We start from the raw sequence: 17448 nt of genomic DNA on the forward strand, positions 1-17448 counted from the left end.
GGGCGTTGCCGACACGACGGGTTCGGGAGTGCTCCCACCCGTGATGTCTCCCGCTGCTGCGGCAGCGACCTACCGCACATACCCTAACGGGGTATACCCTAGTGGCATGGCGAATCCTCAGGACCACGACGCACACCCTGTCACCGACCTCCCTCGCGAAGGCCACGCGGGCCACGAGGGTCATGACATGCACGCGGGTCACGACATGTCGATGACCGGCTCCGGTCATGACATGCAGGCGGATCACTCCGCCCACCAGGCTGCCGGACACGGCGCGGGTCATGACGGGCACGGCGGCCATGGTGGTCACGCCGGCCACGGTGACCATGTGGGTCAGTTCCGCCGGCTGTTCTGGATCAATCTGATCATCGCGGTCCCGGTGGTGCTGTTCTCTCCGATGTTCGCGATGATCTTCGGGTACGAGGTGCCGGGGTGGGCGCGGTGGATCGCCCCGGTGCTGGGCACCGTCATGTACGTGTGGGGTGGGTGGCCGTTCCTGACCGGTGCGGTGAGTGAGCTCAGGTCCCGTAAGCCCGGGATGATGCTGCTGATCGGTCTGGCCATCACGGTGGCGTTCTTCGCCTCTTGGGGGGCGACGCTCGGGCTGCTGGATCACGAGCTGGAGTTCTGGTGGGAGCTGGCGCTGCTGATCGTGATCATGCTGCTGGGCCACTGGATCGAGATGCGGTCGCTGGCGCAGACCACGTCCGCGCTGGATTCGCTGGCCGCCCTGCTGCCGGATGAGGCCGAGCGGGTCGAGGGGGACCAGATCGTGAAGGTCGCCCCCGCCGATCTGCGTGTCGGGGATGTCGTCCTCGTCCGCCCGGGCGGCAGCGTCCCCGCGGACGGGAAGATCGTCGACGGCAGCGCCTCCATGGACGAGTCCATGGTGACGGGTGAGTCCCGCACTGTGGGACGCGGCGTCGGCGACACGGTGACCGCGGGAACGGTCGCGACGGATTCCAGCCTGCGGGTGAAGGTCACCGCGACCGGCGACGACACCGCCCTGGCAGGGATCCAGCGGCTGGTGACGGAGGCGCAGAACTCTTCCTCCCGCGCACAGCGGATCGCGGATCGCGCGGCGGCGCTGCTGTTCTGGTTCGCCCTGATCGCCGCTGCGATCACCGCGGTGGTGTGGACGCTGGTGGGTGACCCGGACGCGGCGGTGGTGCGCAGCATCACGGTGCTGGTGATCGCCTGCCCGCACGCGCTGGGCCTGGCCATCCCCCTGGTGGTCTCGATCGCGACTGAACGCGCCGCGCGAGGCGGTGTGCTGGTCAAGGACCGGCTCGCGTTGGAGAGCATGCGCACCGTCGACGCGGTGCTGTTCGACAAGACCGGCACCCTGACCAAGGGGGAACCGACGGTGTCGCTGGTGCAGCCGGTCGGTGATCTTGACGCCGATCAGGTCCTCGCGATCGCCGCGGCCGCGGAGGCGGACAGTGAGCACCCCCTGGCGAAGGCGATCGTGCGTGCCGCGCAGGAGAAGAGCCTCGCCCTGCCGAAGGCTTCCGGGTTCACCTCGTCTCCCGCCGTCGGGGTGACCGCGACCGTTGATGGACGCGAGGTGCGGGTGGGTGGTCCGAAGCTGCTGGAAGAAGTCGGCGGATCCGAGATCGACCACGCCGATCAGTGGCGCGAGGAGGGCGCGATCATCCTCCACGTTGTCCAGGACGGTTCTGTGATCGGGGGCCTCAAGCTCGCCGATGAGATCCGCCCGGAGTCCCGGGAAGCCGTCGAAGCCCTGCACAAGCTGGGTGTCGAGGTGGTGATGATCACCGGGGATGCGCAGGCGGTCGCCGACGCGGTCGGGGCGGAGCTGGGCATCGACCGGGTCTTCGCCGGGGTCCGGCCGGAGGACAAGTCCGCGAAGGTGGAAGAGCTGCAGAAGGAGGGCAAGAAGGTCGCGATGGTCGGCGACGGCGTCAACGATGCGCCCGCGCTGGCCCAAGCTGACGTGGGGATCGCGATCGGCGCCGGCACGGACGTCGCGATCGCCTCCGCCGGCGTCATCCTCGCCAGCTCCGACCCGCGCTCGGTGCTGTCGGTGATCGAGCTGTCGCGTGCCGCGTACCGGAAGATGAAGCAGAATCTGTGGTGGGCGGCCGGGTACAACCTGATCTCCGTACCGTTGGCGGCCGGGGTCCTCGCCCCGATCGGGTTCGTGCTGCCGATGTCGGTCGGTGCGATCCTGATGTCGCTATCCACGGTCGTGGTCGCGTTGAACGCGCAGCTGCTGCGCCGCATCGACCTCACCCCCGAAGCAAGTACCCGGGCCGTCCTGGACCGCTGAAACGAGAGACCACGATGACCGACACGACACTGGTGGCCGCGCACACGCACGGCTACATCACCGATAAGAGCAAGTACCTGCAGCGGCTGCGCCGGATCGAAGGGCAGGCGCGGGGGATCTCCCGGATGGTCGATGAGGAGCAGTACTGCATCGACATCCTCACCCAGATCAGCGCGCTCACCAACGCGCTACAAGCCGTGGCCGTGGGCCTGCTGGATGACCACCTCAAGCACTGTGTGCTGGACGCGGCCCGGATGGACGGCGCCGACGCGGAGATCAAGATCAAGGAAGCCAGCGACGCGATCGCCCGCCTCGTCCGGTCCTGACCGGGCGGACGGTCAGTCGTCCTGGTGCTTCGCGCGGTGCAGCAGGGCGTCCAGCCCGAACTCCAGCCGCGCTTCGAACGGGTCATCCAGCAGGAAGTCCCGGACGGCCGCGAGGGCGGGGTAGTCGGTGGGGGACACGTCGCTGTCGAAGCGGCGGCCGCCGGCGTCCTGGGAGACCTGCTCTTCGTGCACGAGACCGACGACGAAGTAGTTCAGTCCCCAGAAGGTGCGCACCGCGAGCTGGTCGTGCACGTGCGCGGCGATCAGACCGGAGATGACCGCCTCACCTAACGCCAGCGTGTTCAGTTCGAACACCCGCGTCCCGGACACCAGGTGCGCGCCGTCCCGGTGGGCGAGTAGCACGGTGCGGTAACGGCGGAAGATCTCTTTGACCCGCTCGATGGGGTCCGCGGGCAGATCCTCGAGGTTCAGTTCGCCGAGGATCGCGTCGGCCATCAGATCCAGCAGCCTCGCCTTGGTCCCCACCTGCAGCGACACCGAGTTCAGGTGCACCCCCAACGCGCGGGCCACACCCCGCAGCGTCACGGCATCCACCCCGCCCTCGTCTAGGGCGTGCAGCGCCGCGTGCACAACATCGCGTCGCGTCATCCGCTTCGTGCCCGCCATCTCCCGCTCTCCCTCGCCGTGTTGGTCACTGACCAAAAGTGTAGTACGTTGGTCGCTGACCAAGTTAGTTGGTCGTTGACCAAGATGAGGGGAGGCGCGGATGGGCGCGTCACACGGACACCAGCACGGGGCGCCGCACGGGGCGGCAGGACATGGCGGGCATGATCATTCTCATGCTGGGAGCGCGAACCGGACCCGCTTGGCGGTCGCGTTCGGGATCACGGCGACGATCCTGGTCGCGGAGATCGTCGGGGCGATCTTCACCGGGAGCCTGGCGCTGCTGGTCGATGCCGCCCACATGGCCACCGACACCGTCGGGCTGCTGATGGCTTTGGTCGCGTCGACGCTGATGGCGAAGTCGGCCACCAGCACGCGAACCTGGGGGTTCCGGCGCGCGGAGATCCTTTCCGCGGCCGCGCAGGCGCTGGTGCTGTTCAGTGTCGGCGTCTACGCGATCACCGAGGGCATCTCGCGGATCTTCGAACCGGCCGAGATCCCCTCGACCGGGCTGCTGGTGTTCGGCATCCTCGGGCTGGCCGGCAACGCGGTCGCCTTGCTGGTCCTGGCGGGAGGGCGAAACTCCAACCTGAATCTCCGGGCCGCGTTCCTCGAGGTGATCAACGACGCCCTCGGCTCGGTGGGTGTCATCGTCAGCGCGATCGTGATCGCCACCACCGGGTGGACGACGATCGACACCATCGTCGGCCTGGGGATCGCGGCGCTGATCCTCCCGCGTGCGGTCACCATCCTCCGCAGCGCCATCCGGGTGCTGATGGAGACCAGCCCGCGGGGACTGGACATGGATCAGCTGCGCACCCACATGAGGGAAAGCCCGCACGTGCGTGACGTGCATGATCTGCACGTCACCGAGGTCGGCACCGGACTTCCCGTCCTTACCGCCCATGTGGAGGTCGATCCGTCCTGCTTCGCCGACGGGCATGTGACCCAGCACCTGGACGAGCTGCGCGAATGCGTGGGCAGCCACTTCGCTGTCAGCGTCGAGCATTCCACCTTCCAGCTCGAACCCGCCGGCTACCCGGACCGGGAGCAGCTCCCGCACGCCTGAGCGGCCGCGGCGCCCGGGTCTCGAGAATCCCCTCGATACGGATACCCCCATAGGGTAGAGTCGTGGTGTCTTGCCGCCGTAGCCGCTCGAGGCTGCGGGTGGATCTCCCGGGATGAGGAGGACGGTGATGGGGGCAGTGCGGACGTTTCTGACGTCACGTCTCTCAGGGAGCCGTCGCCTGGTCGCCGACAGTCTGTCGGTGCTGCTGATCGTCGGGCTCCTCGCCATGCATGTCCTCAGCCTGAACGGCAGCATGGGCGGGGAGCACCCGGCGGACACCTCCCCGGTGACTTCCCGCCATGACGTCGTTGCGGCGGTGACCGGCGAGGCGATGGCCACCGTTACGGGTGAGGTAGGAGCCGGCAGCGATGCCGAGGTCATGCCCGTGGACGTCGAGGTCCCCTGTGACTGCTGCGCGGCGTTTCCCGAGCATTCGATGGCTTCGATGAGCTGCGTGCTCGCCCTGCCCAGCGGTATCCCCCTCCCCGTTGCCGTGACGCTAGTGGATCGGCCGTGGAGCACCGCCGGAGAGGTCGTCCGGTCGGTGCTTCCCGCCGACGGCATCCTGCCCGCCCCTCGACCCCCCTCGTTGACGTCGCTGTCTATCAGTCGAACCTGATTCGTGTGTGATCCCGGCCCCGCTCGGGATACCTTCTCGCCCTCCCTGGGCGAGCACCGAGTCCTACCTTCATTCGACCCATAGATAAGGACGCACCTATGCGTATCCGTACTCTCGCGTTGGCTTCGGCCGCGCTGATCGCCACCGCCCTGCTCGCCGGCTGCACCCCGAACCAGACCATGCCCGACACCATGCCGGGAATGGATCACGGGTCCAGCTCTTCCCCGTCGTCGACGTCGGCGCAGTTCAACGCGGCGGACGAGATGTTCGCCACCATGATGATCCCGCACCACCAGCAGGCTATCGAGATGGCTGACATGATCCTCGGCAAAGACGACATCGACCCGCAGGTCGTCACCCTTGCCGAGCAGATCAAAGCCGCCCAAGGCCCGGAGATCGAGACGATGAAGGGTTGGCTGGAGGAGTGGGGCGCCCCCTACGACGAGTCCGCCGTGGACGGTATGAGCGGGATGGACCACGGTGACGGGATGATGTCCGACGAAGACATGACCGCACTGGAATCCGCGACCGGGACCGAGGCGACCCGGCTGTTCCTCGACGGGATGATCATGCACCATCAGGGTGCGATCACGATGGCGCAGTCCCAGCTCGACAACGGGCAGAACGAGGACGCCCTGGAACTTGCCCAGCAGGTCATCGACGGGCAGAGCGCCGAGATCACGACCATGCAGGCGATCCTCGCCACCCTGTAGCAACACGGGGTGTGTGCTGCGACCGTGACGGGGCCGCAGCACGCACCCCCCGAGCTCGGCGCTCCCCGGGCTCGGGTCCAGGCTCTCTTCTCTTACCGCTGCTGACACCGGATCGGATACTCCCGTGGGCATGCTCTCTCGCACTTCTTTTCACCAGCCCGACCGGGTGAGGGCCCGGCACGCCTCCGGAGGGGAGGGGGCAGGCGGATGAGTTCATCGATCCCAGCCGCCACCGTGACCCGGCGCGGCTTCCTCGCCCTGGGCACCGGATTGTTCGCCGCGGCCGTGCTGGCCTCCTGCACCACCCCGCCACGCTTCCTCACCCCGACCAGCGCCCCGATCCGGGCCGCGGAACGCGCGCGCGGCGGGACTGGCCGGGTCACCACCGTCACCCTCCGGGCGGCGCCGACCCAGATCGACCTGGCCGGCACCACCGCCGACACGTGGAGTTTCGGCCCGGTGCCGGCCTCGACGATCCGGATGTCGGCGGGCGACACCCTGCACGCGACCGTGACCAACCGGTTGCCGACGGACACCAGCGTGCATTGGCACGGTCTCGCGTTGCGTAACGACATGGATGGTGTGCCCGGGGTGACCCAATCCCCGGTCGGGCCCGGCGAGGATTTCGTGTACGAGTTCATCGCCGAGCATCCCGGCACCTATTGGTTCCATCCGCACGTCGGCGCGCAGCTGGACCGCGGCCTGTACGGCGCGCTCATCGTCGAGGACCCGCACGAGCCCCTCGCCTACGACGACGAATGGGTGATCATCCTCGACGACTGGCTCGACGGGGTCAGCGGGACCCCCGACGAGGTGCTGGAGGAGCTGAGCGAGGGCATGGCCGGGATGATGAGCGGCTCGGGCGGGCACATGATGATGGGCGCCCGATCGGATCTGCTCGGCGGGGACGCCGGCGATGTGGCCTACCCGCTGTTCCTGATCAATGGGCGCCCGCCCGCCGACCCGGAGACGTTCACCAGCTCGCCCGGGCGGCGGGTGCGGCTTCGGATCATCAACGCGGGCGGTGACACCGCGTTCCGGGTCGCTCTCGGCGGGCACCGTCTCACCGTCACCCACACCGACGGGTTCCCGGTGGCACCGGTGGACTCCGACGCGATCCTGCTGGGCATGGGGGAACGCTACGACGCGGTGGTCACCCTTGGTGACGGGGTGTTCCCGCTGGTCGCGTCCGCAGAAGGCAAGGACGCCACCGCTTTCGCCCTGGTGCGCACCGGGTCGGGGGATGCCCCTGCCCCCACGGCGAGCGTTCCCGAGCTGGGCCGGGCGGTGCTGACAGCGGGTTCCCTGACCGCAGACCCCCGCGTGGCACTGGCCGCACGGTCGGTGGACCGGGAGCTCAGGGCGACGCTGTCGGGGTCGATGATGGCTTACGACTGGGCGATCAACGGGCACCGGTTCGACCCGGACAACCCGCTCACCGGGGCGTTGGGGGTGCAGCACGGCGAGCGGGTGCGGTTGCGGATCGAGAACACCAGCCAGATGTGGCACCCGTTCCATCTGCACGGCCATACCTACCAGCATTCCGGGTCGGGCCCCCGCAAGGACACCTCCATCGTCCTGCCCGGGGAGAGCGTGACGGTGGAGTTCGACGCGGACAATCCGGGGCTGTGGGCGGCGCACTGCCACAACATCTACCACGCCGAGACCGGGATGATGACCGTCCTCGGCTACCAGAACACGTAACGGATCGGGTACGGAGAGGACGCGCGCATGCCATCGCGAACAGTGGTGCTGGAGGTCGTCGGGGTCCAGTGGGCGTCCTCCAAATCGATCGTGGAGGCCACCTTGCGCCGCCATTTCGGGGTGGTGTCTGTGGAGGCCAACCCGGTGGCGCAGACCGCGACGGTCACGTACGACCCGGAGGTGACCTCGCAGGCGCACCTGCGGGAATGGATCATCGAGTGCGGGTATCACTGCGACGGCCAGTCGGTGCCGCAGCACATCTGCGATCCCGCGATCGACACCGCCGTGGTGCACGAGCCGCACGCAGACCCCGGTGCCGCCCCAGCACAGGCCGCGGCAGGGCCCGCACTGGCCCCCGCGCATGCCGGTCCTGCGGGTGAGCATCCGGCGCCGGCACGGACCAGCCGGGATGTCATGGGCCACGGCGGGGGTCATGCCGGGGCGTCGATGGCGTCGATGATCCGTGACATGCGCAACCGGTTCCTGGTGGCTGCGGTCCTTTCGGTGGCGATCACCCTGTGGTCACCGATCGGCCGCGAGGTGTTCGGGTTCGCGGTGCCGGCACCGTTCGGGTTGCGCGACGACGTGTTTGCGTTGATCCTGTCGCTGCCGGTCATCTTCTACTCCGCGTGGATCTTCTTCGACGGCGCCTTCCGCGCGTTGCGCGCCCGCACCCTGGACATGATGGTGCTGGTCGCGGTCGGTGTCGGGGCGGGGTGGCTGTACAGCCTCGTGGTCACCCTCACCGGCGGCGGTGAGGTGTTCTATGAAGCGGCCACCGTGCTGGCCACGTTCGTGCTGCTGGGCCACTGGGTGGAGATGCGTGCCCGCGGCGGCGCGAACGATGCGATCCGCCGTCTGCTGGAGCTCGCCCCGCCCCGCGCCGTCGTGATCCGCGACGGGGAGGAGCAGGAGGTTCCCACCTCCGCGGTGGTCCCCGGCGATCTGGTCCTGGTGCGCCCGGGCGCGAAGGTCCCCACCGACGGGCAGGTCGAGGACGGCGAGTCGGAGATCGATGAGTCGATGGTGACGGGGGAGAGCATGCCGGTGCAGAAGACCCCCGGGTCTGCGGTGATCGGCGCGACCGTGAACACGGTCGGCAGTCTGCGGGTGCGTGCGACCAAGGTCGGTGCCGACACCGCCTTGGCGCAGATCGTCCAGCTGGTGCAGGAGGCACAGAACTCCAAAGCACCCGGTCAGCGGCTCGCGGACCGGGCCGCGTTCTGGCTTGTCTTGGTCGCCCTGATCGGTGGGAGCCTGACCTTCCTGGTGTGGTCGCTGATCGGGGCACCGGTGCCGACCGCGATCCTGTTCGCGATCACCGTGGTGGTGATCACCTGCCCGGATGCGTTGGGCCTTGCCACCCCGACGGCGATCATGGTCGGCACCGGGCTGGGCGCGGCCCGGGGTGTGCTGTTCAAGAACGCCGCCGGGATCGAGAGCGCGGCCCGCATCGACACCGTCGTCCTGGACAAGACCGGCACCCTCACCAAGGGTGAGCCGGAGGTCACCGATTATCTGCCGGTCGGGGTGGGGGATCTGGAGCTGCTGTCCCTGGCGGCCGCGGCCGAGCGGGAGTCCGAGCATCCGCTGGCCAAGGCGATCGTCGCCTACGCCGACGCGCGGAGCATCCCCCGCCGCACCGCGTCCGCGTTCCGCAACGTCACCGGTCAGGGCGCGATCGCCACCGTCGACGGCCGTCAGGTGGTGCTCGGCAGCGCCCGCCTCCTGACCCGGCAGGGCATCGACATCACCCCCGTCGAGGCCCTCCGGGCATCTCTTGCCGAGAGCGGACGCACCGTGATCATGTTCGCCGTCGACGGGGACGTCTCCGGGGTGATCGCCCTCGCCGACGCCCCGCGTGACACCGCCCCGGCCGCGATCACCGCCCTGCACGAGGCGGGCATCGAAGTGGTCATGCTCACCGGCGACAACCAGCCGACTGCGCAGCGCATCGCGTCGCTGCTGGGTATCGACACGGTCATCGCCGACGTGCTGCCCGAGGACAAGAGCGCGAAGATCACCGACCTGCAGCGGGCGGGGAAGAAGGTCGCGATGGTCGGAGACGGGGTCAATGACGCGCCCGCACTGGCCCAAGCCGACCTCGGCATCGCGATCGGCGCCGGCACGGACGTTGCGATCGAAACCGCCGACGTCGTACTGATGCGCTCCGACCCGCTGGATGTACCCATCGCGTTGCGGATCGGGAAGGGCACGCTGCGGAAGATGCGGCAGAACCTGGGGTGGGCGATCGGCTACAACGCGCTCGCCCTGCCGATCGCCGCCGGCGTGTTCTACCCCGCGTTCGGGATCATGCTCAGCCCCGAGATCGCGGCGATCACGATGTCGGGCTCCTCCGTCATCGTCGCCGTCAACGCCCTCCTGCTCAAGCGACTGCACCTGCCCGCCCCCGCCGCACCACCGGCGGCGCCCGCCCCCGCGCCCGCCCCCGCGTCCGCTGCCCGCGCGCAGACGGCACGGGACTGACCGCCGATCACCCAGACCACCCCACCCGTCAAGAAGAAGGAGAAAGTCACCCATGGACACGCGCACCATCGTTCTGGAGGTCGCCGGCCCCCAGTGGGCATCCTCGAAGGCCCTCATCGAATCGACTCTTTCCCGTCATCCCGGGATCGTCGCCGTCGACGCTGACCCGGTGGCGCGATCCGCGACCGTCACCTACGACATCGAGCTGACCTCGCAAGCGCATCTTCGCGAGTGGATGCGTGACTGCGACGCGCATTGCGCCGGACAGCCGGTGCCCGCGCATGTGTGCGATCCGGCGATCGACGCGACCCGGGTGCCGACCCCCGCAACGGGTGGGGAATCGTGAACGAGCCGTCGGCGCCGGACCTGCTCACCCCGGCCGAACTGGAACGGATCAACGCCTGGTGGCGGGCCGCGAACTATCTGTCGATCGGGCAGATCTATCTGCTGGATAACCCGCTGCTGCGCGAGCCGCTGCAGCCTGAGCACATCAAACCGCGCCTGCTGGGGCACTGGGGCACCACCCCGGGGCTGAACTTCATCTACGCGCACCTGAACCGGGCGATCATGCAGCGCGACCTCGACATGATCTATGTCATGGGCCCCGGCCACGGTGGTCCCGGTCCGGTCGCCGCGTCCTGGCTGGAGGGCAGCTACACCGAGACCTACCCGGACATCACCCAGGATGAGGCGGGGATGCGTCGTCTGTTCCGGCAGTTCTCCTTCCCCGGCGGCATCCCCAGCCACGTCGCCCCGGAGACCCCCGGCTCCATCCACGAGGGAGGCGAGCTGGGCTACTCCCTCTCGCACGCGTATGGGGCGGCGTTCGATAACCCGGATCTGATCGTCGCCACTGTCGTGGGCGACGGGGAGGCGGAGACCGGCCCGCTGGCGGCGAGTTGGCAGTCCAACAAGTTCGTCGACCCGGCCCGGGACGGCACGGTGCTGCCGATCCTGCACCTGAACGGTTACAAGATCGCCAACCCCACGGTGCTGGCGCGGATCAGCCCGGAGGAACTCGACCATCTGCTGCGCGGGTACGGGCACACCCCCGTCTATGTCGAGGGCGATGACCCCGCCGTCATGCATCAGGAGTTCGCCCGCGCCCTCGACGGGTGCCTGGATGAGATCCGGCGGATCAAGGACCGGGCCCGCGAGGGTGACACGACGCGGCCGCTGTGGCCGATGATCGTGCTGCGTTCCCCGAAGGGATGGACCGGGCCGAAAGAGGTCGACGGGAAGAAGGTCGAGGGGAACTGGCGCTCTCACCAGGTGCCGTTCACCCAGGCCCGGGAGAACCCTGAGCACCGCCAGATCCTGGAGACGTGGCTGCGCAGCTACCGGCCCGAGGAACTCTTCGACACGACCGGTGCCCCCATCGAGCCGATCGCGACGCTGCACCCGGCCGGGGAGCGGCGGATGAGCACCAACCCGCACAGCAACGGCGGCAGCCTGCTGCAGGCGCTGCGGATGCCCGACTTCCGCGACCACGCCGTCCCGGTCCTCACCCCGGGGACCGCGACCGCCGAGTCCACCCGGGTGCTCGGCGGGCTGCTGCGCGACGTGATGCTCGCCAATATGGACAATTTCCGGGTCTTCGCCCCGGACGAGAACAACTCCAACCGGCTCGACGCCGTTCTGGAGGCCACCGACCGAGCCTGGAACGCGGCGACGATCGACGGGGATGATCATCTGGCCGTCGACGGGCGGGTGATGGAGATCCTCTCCGAACACACCCTGCAGGGCTGGCTCGAGGGCTACCTGCTCACCGGCCGGCACGGGTTCTTCTCCTGCTACGAGGCGTTCATCCACATCGTCGACTCGATGTTCAACCAGCACGCCAAATGGTTGACGACCACGAACGAGATCCCGTGGCGGCGCCCGGTCGCGTCGCTGAACTACCTGCTCACCTCGCACGTGTGGCGGCAGGACAACAACGGCTTCTCCCACCAGGACCCCGGCTTCATCGACCATGTCGTGAACAAGAAACCGGACGTGATCCGGGTGTATCTGCCCCCGGACGCGAACACCCTCCTCTCGGTCGCCGACCATTGCCTGCGCAGCCGCCAGTACGTGAACGTGATCGTCGCCGGCAAACAGCCCCAGCTGCAGTTTCTGACGATGGAGCAGGCGATCGAGCACTGCACCAAGGGCATCGGGATCTGGGAATGGGCCAGCAGCGATGACGGCGCCGAGCCGGACGTTGTGATGGCCTGCGCCGGCGACGTCCCCACCCAGGAGACCCTCGCCGCGGTGATGATCCTCAAATCCCACTTCCCGGACCTGCGCATCCGGGTCGTGAACGTCGTGGACCTGATGCGACTCAAGGACCAGCGGGCGCACCCGCACGGCCTGTCCGCGGAGGACTTCGACGCCCTGTTCACCACCCACGCCCCCGTGGTGTTCGCCTATCACGGCTACCCGACGCTGATCCACCGGCTCACCTACCGGCGCGCCAACCACGGCAACATGCACGTGCACGGGTACCAGGAGGAGGGCACCACAACCACCCCGTTCGACATGTGCGTGCTCAACGAGATCGACCGCTACCACCTGGCGATCGATGTCATCGACCAGGTGCCTCGACTGCGGGATGTCGCCGCGCATGTGCGGGAGGAGCTGCGCAACGCGCTGATCCGGCACCGCATCTACATCCGCGAGCACGGCGAGGACCTCCCCGAGATCCGCGACTGGACCTGGTCGGCAGACGCATCAGCCGTACCGCCGGTCGGGGAGCCTCGATGAGCACGACAACGACACGGCGCAGCGGTCACCGTGCGGGGCTGTGCGGCTTGTGGGTCGGAGGGGTGGACAGATGAGCGCGCATCGGGGCCGGTATCGGCGCATCGCTGCGATCCTCGAGCGGCACGGTCTGGGTGTGGGTCTGGGGCTGCTGGGGATGGGGGGCTGGGTTCCGTTCAACAAGGGTGTGCTCGGGCATGCGCGCCGAGACGAGCCGTACACGAACCCGGAGCATGTGCGGCTCGCGTTGGAGGAACTCGGGCCCACGTTCATCAAGCTCGGGCAGCTGCTGTCCACCCGGCGGGATCTGCTGCCCGCCCCCTACCTGGTCGAGCTCGCCACGTTGCAGGATGCCGCCCCCGCGGAACAGTGGGAGCCGATCAGGGCGGTGATCCGTGAGGAGCTCGGCGCCGACCCGGAAGAGGTGTTCGCCCAGTTCGACCCGCAGCCGCTGGCCGCCGCGTCGATCGGGCAGGCGTACGCCGCCACCCTCCACGACGGCACACCGGTGGTGGTGAAAGTCCGCCGTCCCGGCGCGGTCGCCCAGATCAACGAAGACCTGGAGATCCTGGAGAGCCTCGCCGCGCGTGCCGACACACGCTGGGAGACCGCCCACCAGTACAACCTGCCCGGTATCGTCGCGGAGTTCGCCCGCTCGTTGCGCGCGGAACTGGACTATCTCCACGAGGGCCGCAACGCGGAACGATTCGCTGCGAACTTCGCCGATTCCCCGGATGTTGCGGTGCCGCGGGTGTTCTGGGACACCACCACGTCCCGGGTGCTGACCGTGGAGCGGGTGAGCGGGGTGAGGGTGGATGATCTGGCCGCCCTCGACGCGGCCGGCATCGACCGGCCCGCGCTGGCGCAGCGTGGCGCGAACACGGTGTTGACCATGGTGTTCGAGCACCGGTTCTTCCACGCCGACCCGCACCCGGGGAACATGTTCATTCACCCGGATGGGGCGATCGCGCTGATCGACTTCGGTATGGTCGGGCAGCTCGACGAAGAGGTCACCGATCAGCTCGCGCAGGTGCTGCTCACCTTCACCCAGGGCGACCTGGACGCGTTCACCACCGCGGTGCTCGCCCTGTCGGTCACCAAACCCGCCGTCGACCGTGACGAGCTGCGCGGCTCGCTGGGCACCCTGCTGGCGCAGTACCGTGGCCGGCCGCTGTCCGAGATCAGCATCTCGCACCTGCTCGGTCAGCTGCTCACGCTGCTGCGGCACCATCATCTGCAGCTGCCGCAGCAGACCGCGCTGCTGTTCAAGGTCCTGATGATGACGGAGGGGCTGGCGGCACACCTGGACCCGCAGTTCGACATGCTGCAGGCTCTCACCCCGTTCTCCGAACGGCTGGTGCAACGGCAGCTTTCCCTCCCGGCGTTGGCGAAACGGTGGGCGCAGGCGTCCGCGGATGCCGGGGCGCTGCTGCTCGAGCTGCCCGCCACGTTGCGTCGGGTGCGGCAGCTGCTGGACAGCAACGGTTTCGAGGTGCACCTGCGGGCCGCGGAACTGGAACCGCTCGTGCGGCGGACCGAGCGGATCGGCAACCGCCTGATCGCGGGGTTGATCGCCGCCGCTTTGGTCAACGGCATCGGTGAGCTTGTCAGCAACAACCCGAAATGGCGGTCACGGGAAGGCGTGATGATCGGCGCCGGCGCCGGCATGATCAGCGCCCTCGGCGGCTACCTGCTCTGGACCATGCGGCGACGACGATGACCGCCTCCACCCCCATCAACACACAGAGAAGAGAAGGACACGATCATGAGCACAACACGAGTCAGCGTCAACGGGTACGGGGTGATCGGCAAACGGGTCGCCGACGCGGTGCTGCTCCAGCCTGACATGGAGCTGGTCGGTGTCGCCGACATCGCCACCGACTGGCGGATCAAATCGCTCGGCGGCCGAATCCCCGTCTACGCGGCCACCGACGACGCCCTCACCGCGATGCGGTCCGACGGGCTGCAACCGGTAGGGACCTTCGAGGATCTGCTGGCGCAGTCCGACGTCGTGATCGACTGCACCCCGAAGCACATCGCTGCCGGCAACCTTCCCCGGTACACGGCCGCGGGGGTGAAGGTGATCTTCCAGGGCGGTGAGTCGCACAGCACCACCGGGCACTCCTTCGTCGCGCAGGCCAACTACGCCACCGCGCTGGGCCGTGACATGACCCGGGTGGTGTCCTGCAACACGACCAGCATCGTCCGGGTACTGGGCGCCCTCACCGACGCGGGTCTGCTGCTGCGTGCCCGCGGGGTGCTGATCCGCCGCGCCACCGACCCGTGGGAATCGCACCTGGGCGGGATCATGAACACGATGGTGCCCGAGGGGAAGATCCCCTCCCACCAGGGCCCGGACGCGCAGACGGTACTCCCCGGGTTGGATGTGGTGACGATCGCGGCGAAGGGCGCCCACACCCAGACCCACAACCATTACTGGACCCTCCAGCTGACCCGCGCCGCAACCCGCGACGACGTCCTGGACGCTCTCCGTGCAGCACCCCGGGTCGCGTTCATCCGGATGTCCGACGGCCTGGTGGCGTTGAACTCCACGGTCGAGTTGATGCGCGACCTAGGACGCCCTCGCGGGGACATGTGGGAAGTGGCCGTGTGGGAGGACCTCGTCACCGTGCAGGGCGATGAGGCGTTCCTCACCTACCAGGTCTACAACGAAGCCATCGTCGTCCCGGAGACCATCGACGCGATCCGCGCCCTCACCCAGACGGCACCTGACGCGGCGACGTCGATGCAGATCACCGACAGCACCCTCGGAATGCGCGATGACTTCCTCTCACCACCCTACCCTTGATGATGACCCGGATCGGAGCCGAGGGCCGGCCCGCACCCCGGCCGTGGCGGATGATCGGGATCACGTTCGCCGGGGGTTCCTGCTACCTGACGATCAGCGTCGCCCTCCGCGACGCCCCGCCCCTGTGGGCGGCGACGTTACGTGTCCTCATCGCCGCGGTCGTGCTGGTCGCCATTGCCGGGGTGCGGCACGCGCCCCGGCCGCGGGGACGCCGCACCTGGCTGCTGGTGGTCGTGATGGGCGTGCTGAATGTCGCGGTGGCGTATTGGGCGATGTTCGCGGGGCTGTCGGGCATGTCCACGGGCGCCGCGACCGTCCTCGCCAACGCGCAGCCTCTGCTCATCCTGCTCCCGGCATGGTGGCTGTTCGGGGAGAAGCCGAGAACGCTGACGGTGGCGGCGATGCTGCTGGGCGCCGTCGGGCTGGTGCTGGTCGCGCTGCCGTCCGGGTTCGGCTCCGGGGCTGCGCTGGCGTTGGTCGCGGCGATCGCCACGACCGCGGGGACGCTGCTGGCGAGGATCATCGATGTGCCCCCGCTGACCCTGGCCGCGTGGCAGTTCCTCATCGGCGGTGCGGTCCTCGCGGTGGCAGCGTTCCTCGTCGAGGGCCCCCCGCTCATCCACTGGAACACCGGATTAGTACTGGCCTTGCTCTATATGGCGGTGATCGGCACCGCCCTGTCCACGGTCGCCTGGATCTCGGAAACCAAACGTGCGCGGCTCGATCAGCTCACCACGTGGACGCTGCTGGTCCCGGTGTTCGGGATCGTGCTGTCCGTTTTCGTTCTCGGCGAAACCCAGACGCTGCTGGGCTGGGTCGGCGTCGCCGTGGTGCTCACCGCCCTCGTCGTGAACGTTGTCGCCATTCGACGACAACGACCGGTGACCCCGGCCGCCACATCAGCTCGTCTCTGACCACGCGCCGCACCATTCCCCGCCGTCTCGGGGGGCGTGCGGCCCAGCAAACAGCACCCATCAATAACGAAGGAGAACATCATGGCAATGGAACCCACCCCCGCACGATTCACGGGTAAAACCGCGGTCGTCACCGGCGCCGGGTCCGGCATCGGCCGGGCCACCGCCGTCCGCCTCGCCCACGAAGGCGCCCGCGTTGTCGCCACCGACATCAGCGCCAACCGGCTGCAGGAGCTGACCACCCAACTGGGCGGCCTCGACGTCGTGACGGTGGCCGGCGACGTCTCCTCCCAGGACACCGTCGACGCGGTGCTCGCGGCCGCGGACGGGCACGTGGACGCGTTGGCCAACGTCGCCGGCATCATGGACGGGTTCCTGCCACCCGCCGAAATCGTCGACGACGTCTGGCAGCACGTCATGGACGTCAACGTCACCGCGATCATGCGGATGACCCGGGCGGTGCTTCCCGGCATGATCACCGCCGGTCACGGCTCGATCGTCAACGTGACGTCCGAGGCGGGTCTGCGCGGTTCTGCCGCCGGCACCGCCTACACGACCTCCAAACACGCCGTCATCGGATTCACGAAGAGCACCGCGTTCTTCTACACACCCAACGGCATCCGCTGCAACGCCGTCGCTCCCGGCGGGGTGGCCACCAACATCGAGGCGCCCTTCCGGTCGCAGTTCGCCGGCGAACGGCTCGGACCGTTCATGCAGGTCAACGTCCCACCGATCGCTGCCGCCGAGGAACTCGCCGCCGCGATCACCTGGCTGCTCAGCGAAGACTCGACCAATATCTCCGGCGTCGTGCTTCCCAGCGACGGCGGATGGTCCGCCATCTGAGCACCCCCTCCGACCCTCATCCACCACGGCACACTCGAGGAGCACCTCCCGAACAGTCGCTGACATGTCGCGCGAATCGCCGATCCGCTCGCCACCTGGCCCGCACCGCGTGTTGAAAGCGGGCTTCAGGCGTGCGGGAGCGGGATGGGCCGACTGCCGACGACGTGCCGTATCCCGAGTGTCGTGGTCAGACGCTGCACGCCGGGAAGCGTGCTCAGCTGAGGTGGAAGCCCGCGCTGAACGTTCGCGATCACCTTCGCCAGACGGTTCGAGAGAACCACCCATAACGAAACCGCCGGACCCCA

14 protein-coding genes are annotated in these 17448 nt (G+C 68.5%); 13 read left to right on the forward strand and 1 reads right to left on the reverse strand.

Annotated features, from left to right (window positions below):
- Window positions 1–232: 232 nt before the first annotated feature.
- Window positions 233–2293, forward strand: a complete 2061-nt coding sequence (locus tag AB0300_RS16675) for a heavy metal translocating P-type ATPase (protein WP_366216532.1) — start codon at window positions 233–235, stop codon at window positions 2291–2293.
- Between the two features lie 14 nt (window positions 2294–2307).
- Complete coding sequence (locus AB0300_RS16680) at window positions 2308–2619, forward strand: metal-sensitive transcriptional regulator (RefSeq protein WP_366216507.1); 312 nt, start codon at window positions 2308–2310, stop codon at window positions 2617–2619.
- A 12-nt stretch (window positions 2620–2631) separates the two neighbouring features.
- Here AB0300_RS16680 and AB0300_RS16685 read toward each other — a convergent pair whose 3' ends face one another.
- Window positions 2632–3246 (reverse strand): TetR/AcrR family transcriptional regulator C-terminal domain-containing protein, encoded by a 615-nt coding sequence (locus tag AB0300_RS16685; RefSeq protein WP_366216508.1) that lies wholly within the window; start codon window positions 3244–3246, stop codon window positions 2632–2634.
- Window positions 3247–3346: 100 nt separating this feature from the next.
- On the opposite strand from AB0300_RS16685, the gene AB0300_RS16690 reads away from it, so the two are divergent.
- From AB0300_RS16690 to AB0300_RS16740, 11 genes are all read left to right on the forward strand, one after another.
- Window positions 3347–4312 (forward strand): cation diffusion facilitator family transporter, encoded by a 966-nt coding sequence (locus AB0300_RS16690; RefSeq protein ID WP_366216509.1) that lies wholly within the window; start codon window positions 3347–3349, stop codon window positions 4310–4312.
- A 199-nt stretch (window positions 4313–4511) separates the two neighbouring features.
- Window positions 4512–4931 carry a DUF6153 family protein gene (locus AB0300_RS16695; RefSeq protein ID WP_366216510.1) on the forward strand — a complete coding sequence of 140 codons (420 nt, stop codon included), beginning with the start codon at window positions 4512–4514 and terminating at the stop codon, window positions 4929–4931.
- 98 nt (window positions 4932–5029) lie between these two features.
- A complete protein-coding gene (locus AB0300_RS16700) occupies window positions 5030–5644 on the forward strand; it encodes a DUF305 domain-containing protein (RefSeq protein ID WP_366216511.1) in 615 nt (204 codons plus the stop codon).
- 207 nt (window positions 5645–5851) lie between these two features.
- Window positions 5852–7348, forward strand: coding sequence for a multicopper oxidase family protein (locus AB0300_RS16705; RefSeq protein WP_366216512.1), 1497 nt, complete (start codon window positions 5852–5854; stop codon window positions 7346–7348).
- A 27-nt stretch (window positions 7349–7375) separates the two neighbouring features.
- Entirely contained in the window at window positions 7376–9835 is a 2460-nt protein-coding gene (locus AB0300_RS16710) for a heavy metal translocating P-type ATPase (protein ID WP_366216513.1), read from the forward strand.
- Window positions 9836–9887: 52 nt separating this feature from the next.
- Window positions 9888–10181 (forward strand): heavy-metal-associated domain-containing protein, encoded by a 294-nt coding sequence (locus AB0300_RS16715; protein WP_366216514.1) that lies wholly within the window; start codon window positions 9888–9890, stop codon window positions 10179–10181.
- Window positions 10178–12580 carry a phosphoketolase family protein gene (locus tag AB0300_RS16720; protein WP_366216515.1) on the forward strand — a complete coding sequence of 801 codons (2403 nt, stop codon included), beginning with the start codon at window positions 10178–10180 and terminating at the stop codon, window positions 12578–12580. Before AB0300_RS16715 ends, AB0300_RS16720 begins: the two co-directional genes overlap by 4 nt.
- 70 nt (window positions 12581–12650) lie before the next feature.
- The gene (locus AB0300_RS16725; protein WP_366216516.1) at window positions 12651–14297 is read left to right on the forward strand and encodes an AarF/ABC1/UbiB kinase family protein; all 1647 of its coding nucleotides are present in this window, start codon (window positions 12651–12653) and stop codon (window positions 14295–14297) included.
- 45 nt (window positions 14298–14342) lie between these two features.
- Entirely contained in the window at window positions 14343–15386 is a 1044-nt protein-coding gene (locus AB0300_RS16730) for a type II glyceraldehyde-3-phosphate dehydrogenase (protein ID WP_366216517.1), read from the forward strand.
- A gap of 2 nt (window positions 15387–15388) precedes the next feature.
- Window positions 15389–16300: an EamA family transporter gene (locus tag AB0300_RS16735; RefSeq protein WP_366216518.1), complete on the forward strand. Its 912-nt coding sequence runs from the start codon at window positions 15389–15391 to the stop codon at window positions 16298–16300.
- Between the two features lie 87 nt (window positions 16301–16387).
- Window positions 16388–17143: an SDR family NAD(P)-dependent oxidoreductase gene (locus AB0300_RS16740; protein ID WP_366216533.1), complete on the forward strand. Its 756-nt coding sequence runs from the start codon at window positions 16388–16390 to the stop codon at window positions 17141–17143.
- The last annotated feature ends 305 nt before the right edge of the window (window positions 17144–17448 follow it).

It is taken from the genome of Microbacterium sp. NPDC078814 (assembly GCF_040702645.1).
In the GTDB taxonomy this organism is placed as follows: Bacteria; Actinomycetota; Actinomycetes; order Actinomycetales; family Microbacteriaceae; genus Microbacterium.

What these genes read in the sequence shown, in the direction of transcription:
- AB0300_RS16675 (WP_366216532.1), top strand. Translation starts at nt 233, where the DNA reads ATGCAGGCGGATCACTCCGCCCACCAGGCTGCCGGACACGGCGCGGGT.
- AB0300_RS16680 (WP_366216507.1), top strand. Translation starts at nt 2,308, where the DNA reads ATGACCGACACGACACTGGTGGCCGCGCACACGCACGGCTACATCACC.
- AB0300_RS16685 (WP_366216508.1), bottom strand. Translation starts at nt 3,246, where the DNA reads ATGGCGGGCACGAAGCGGATGACGCGACGCGATGTTGTGCACGCGGCG.
- AB0300_RS16690 (WP_366216509.1), top strand. Translation starts at nt 3,347, where the DNA reads ATGGGCGCGTCACACGGACACCAGCACGGGGCGCCGCACGGGGCGGCA.
- AB0300_RS16700 (WP_366216511.1), top strand. Translation starts at nt 5,030, where the DNA reads ATGCGTATCCGTACTCTCGCGTTGGCTTCGGCCGCGCTGATCGCCACC.
- AB0300_RS16705 (WP_366216512.1), top strand. Translation starts at nt 5,852, where the DNA reads ATGAGTTCATCGATCCCAGCCGCCACCGTGACCCGGCGCGGCTTCCTC.
- AB0300_RS16710 (WP_366216513.1), top strand. Translation starts at nt 7,376, where the DNA reads ATGCCATCGCGAACAGTGGTGCTGGAGGTCGTCGGGGTCCAGTGGGCG.
- AB0300_RS16715 (WP_366216514.1), top strand. Translation starts at nt 9,888, where the DNA reads ATGGACACGCGCACCATCGTTCTGGAGGTCGCCGGCCCCCAGTGGGCA.
- AB0300_RS16725 (WP_366216516.1), top strand. Translation starts at nt 12,651, where the DNA reads ATGAGCGCGCATCGGGGCCGGTATCGGCGCATCGCTGCGATCCTCGAG.
- AB0300_RS16730 (WP_366216517.1), top strand. Translation starts at nt 14,343, where the DNA reads ATGAGCACAACACGAGTCAGCGTCAACGGGTACGGGGTGATCGGCAAA.
- AB0300_RS16735 (WP_366216518.1), top strand. Translation starts at nt 15,389, where the DNA reads ATGACCCGGATCGGAGCCGAGGGCCGGCCCGCACCCCGGCCGTGGCGG.
- AB0300_RS16740 (WP_366216533.1), top strand. Translation starts at nt 16,388, where the DNA reads ATGGAACCCACCCCCGCACGATTCACGGGTAAAACCGCGGTCGTCACC.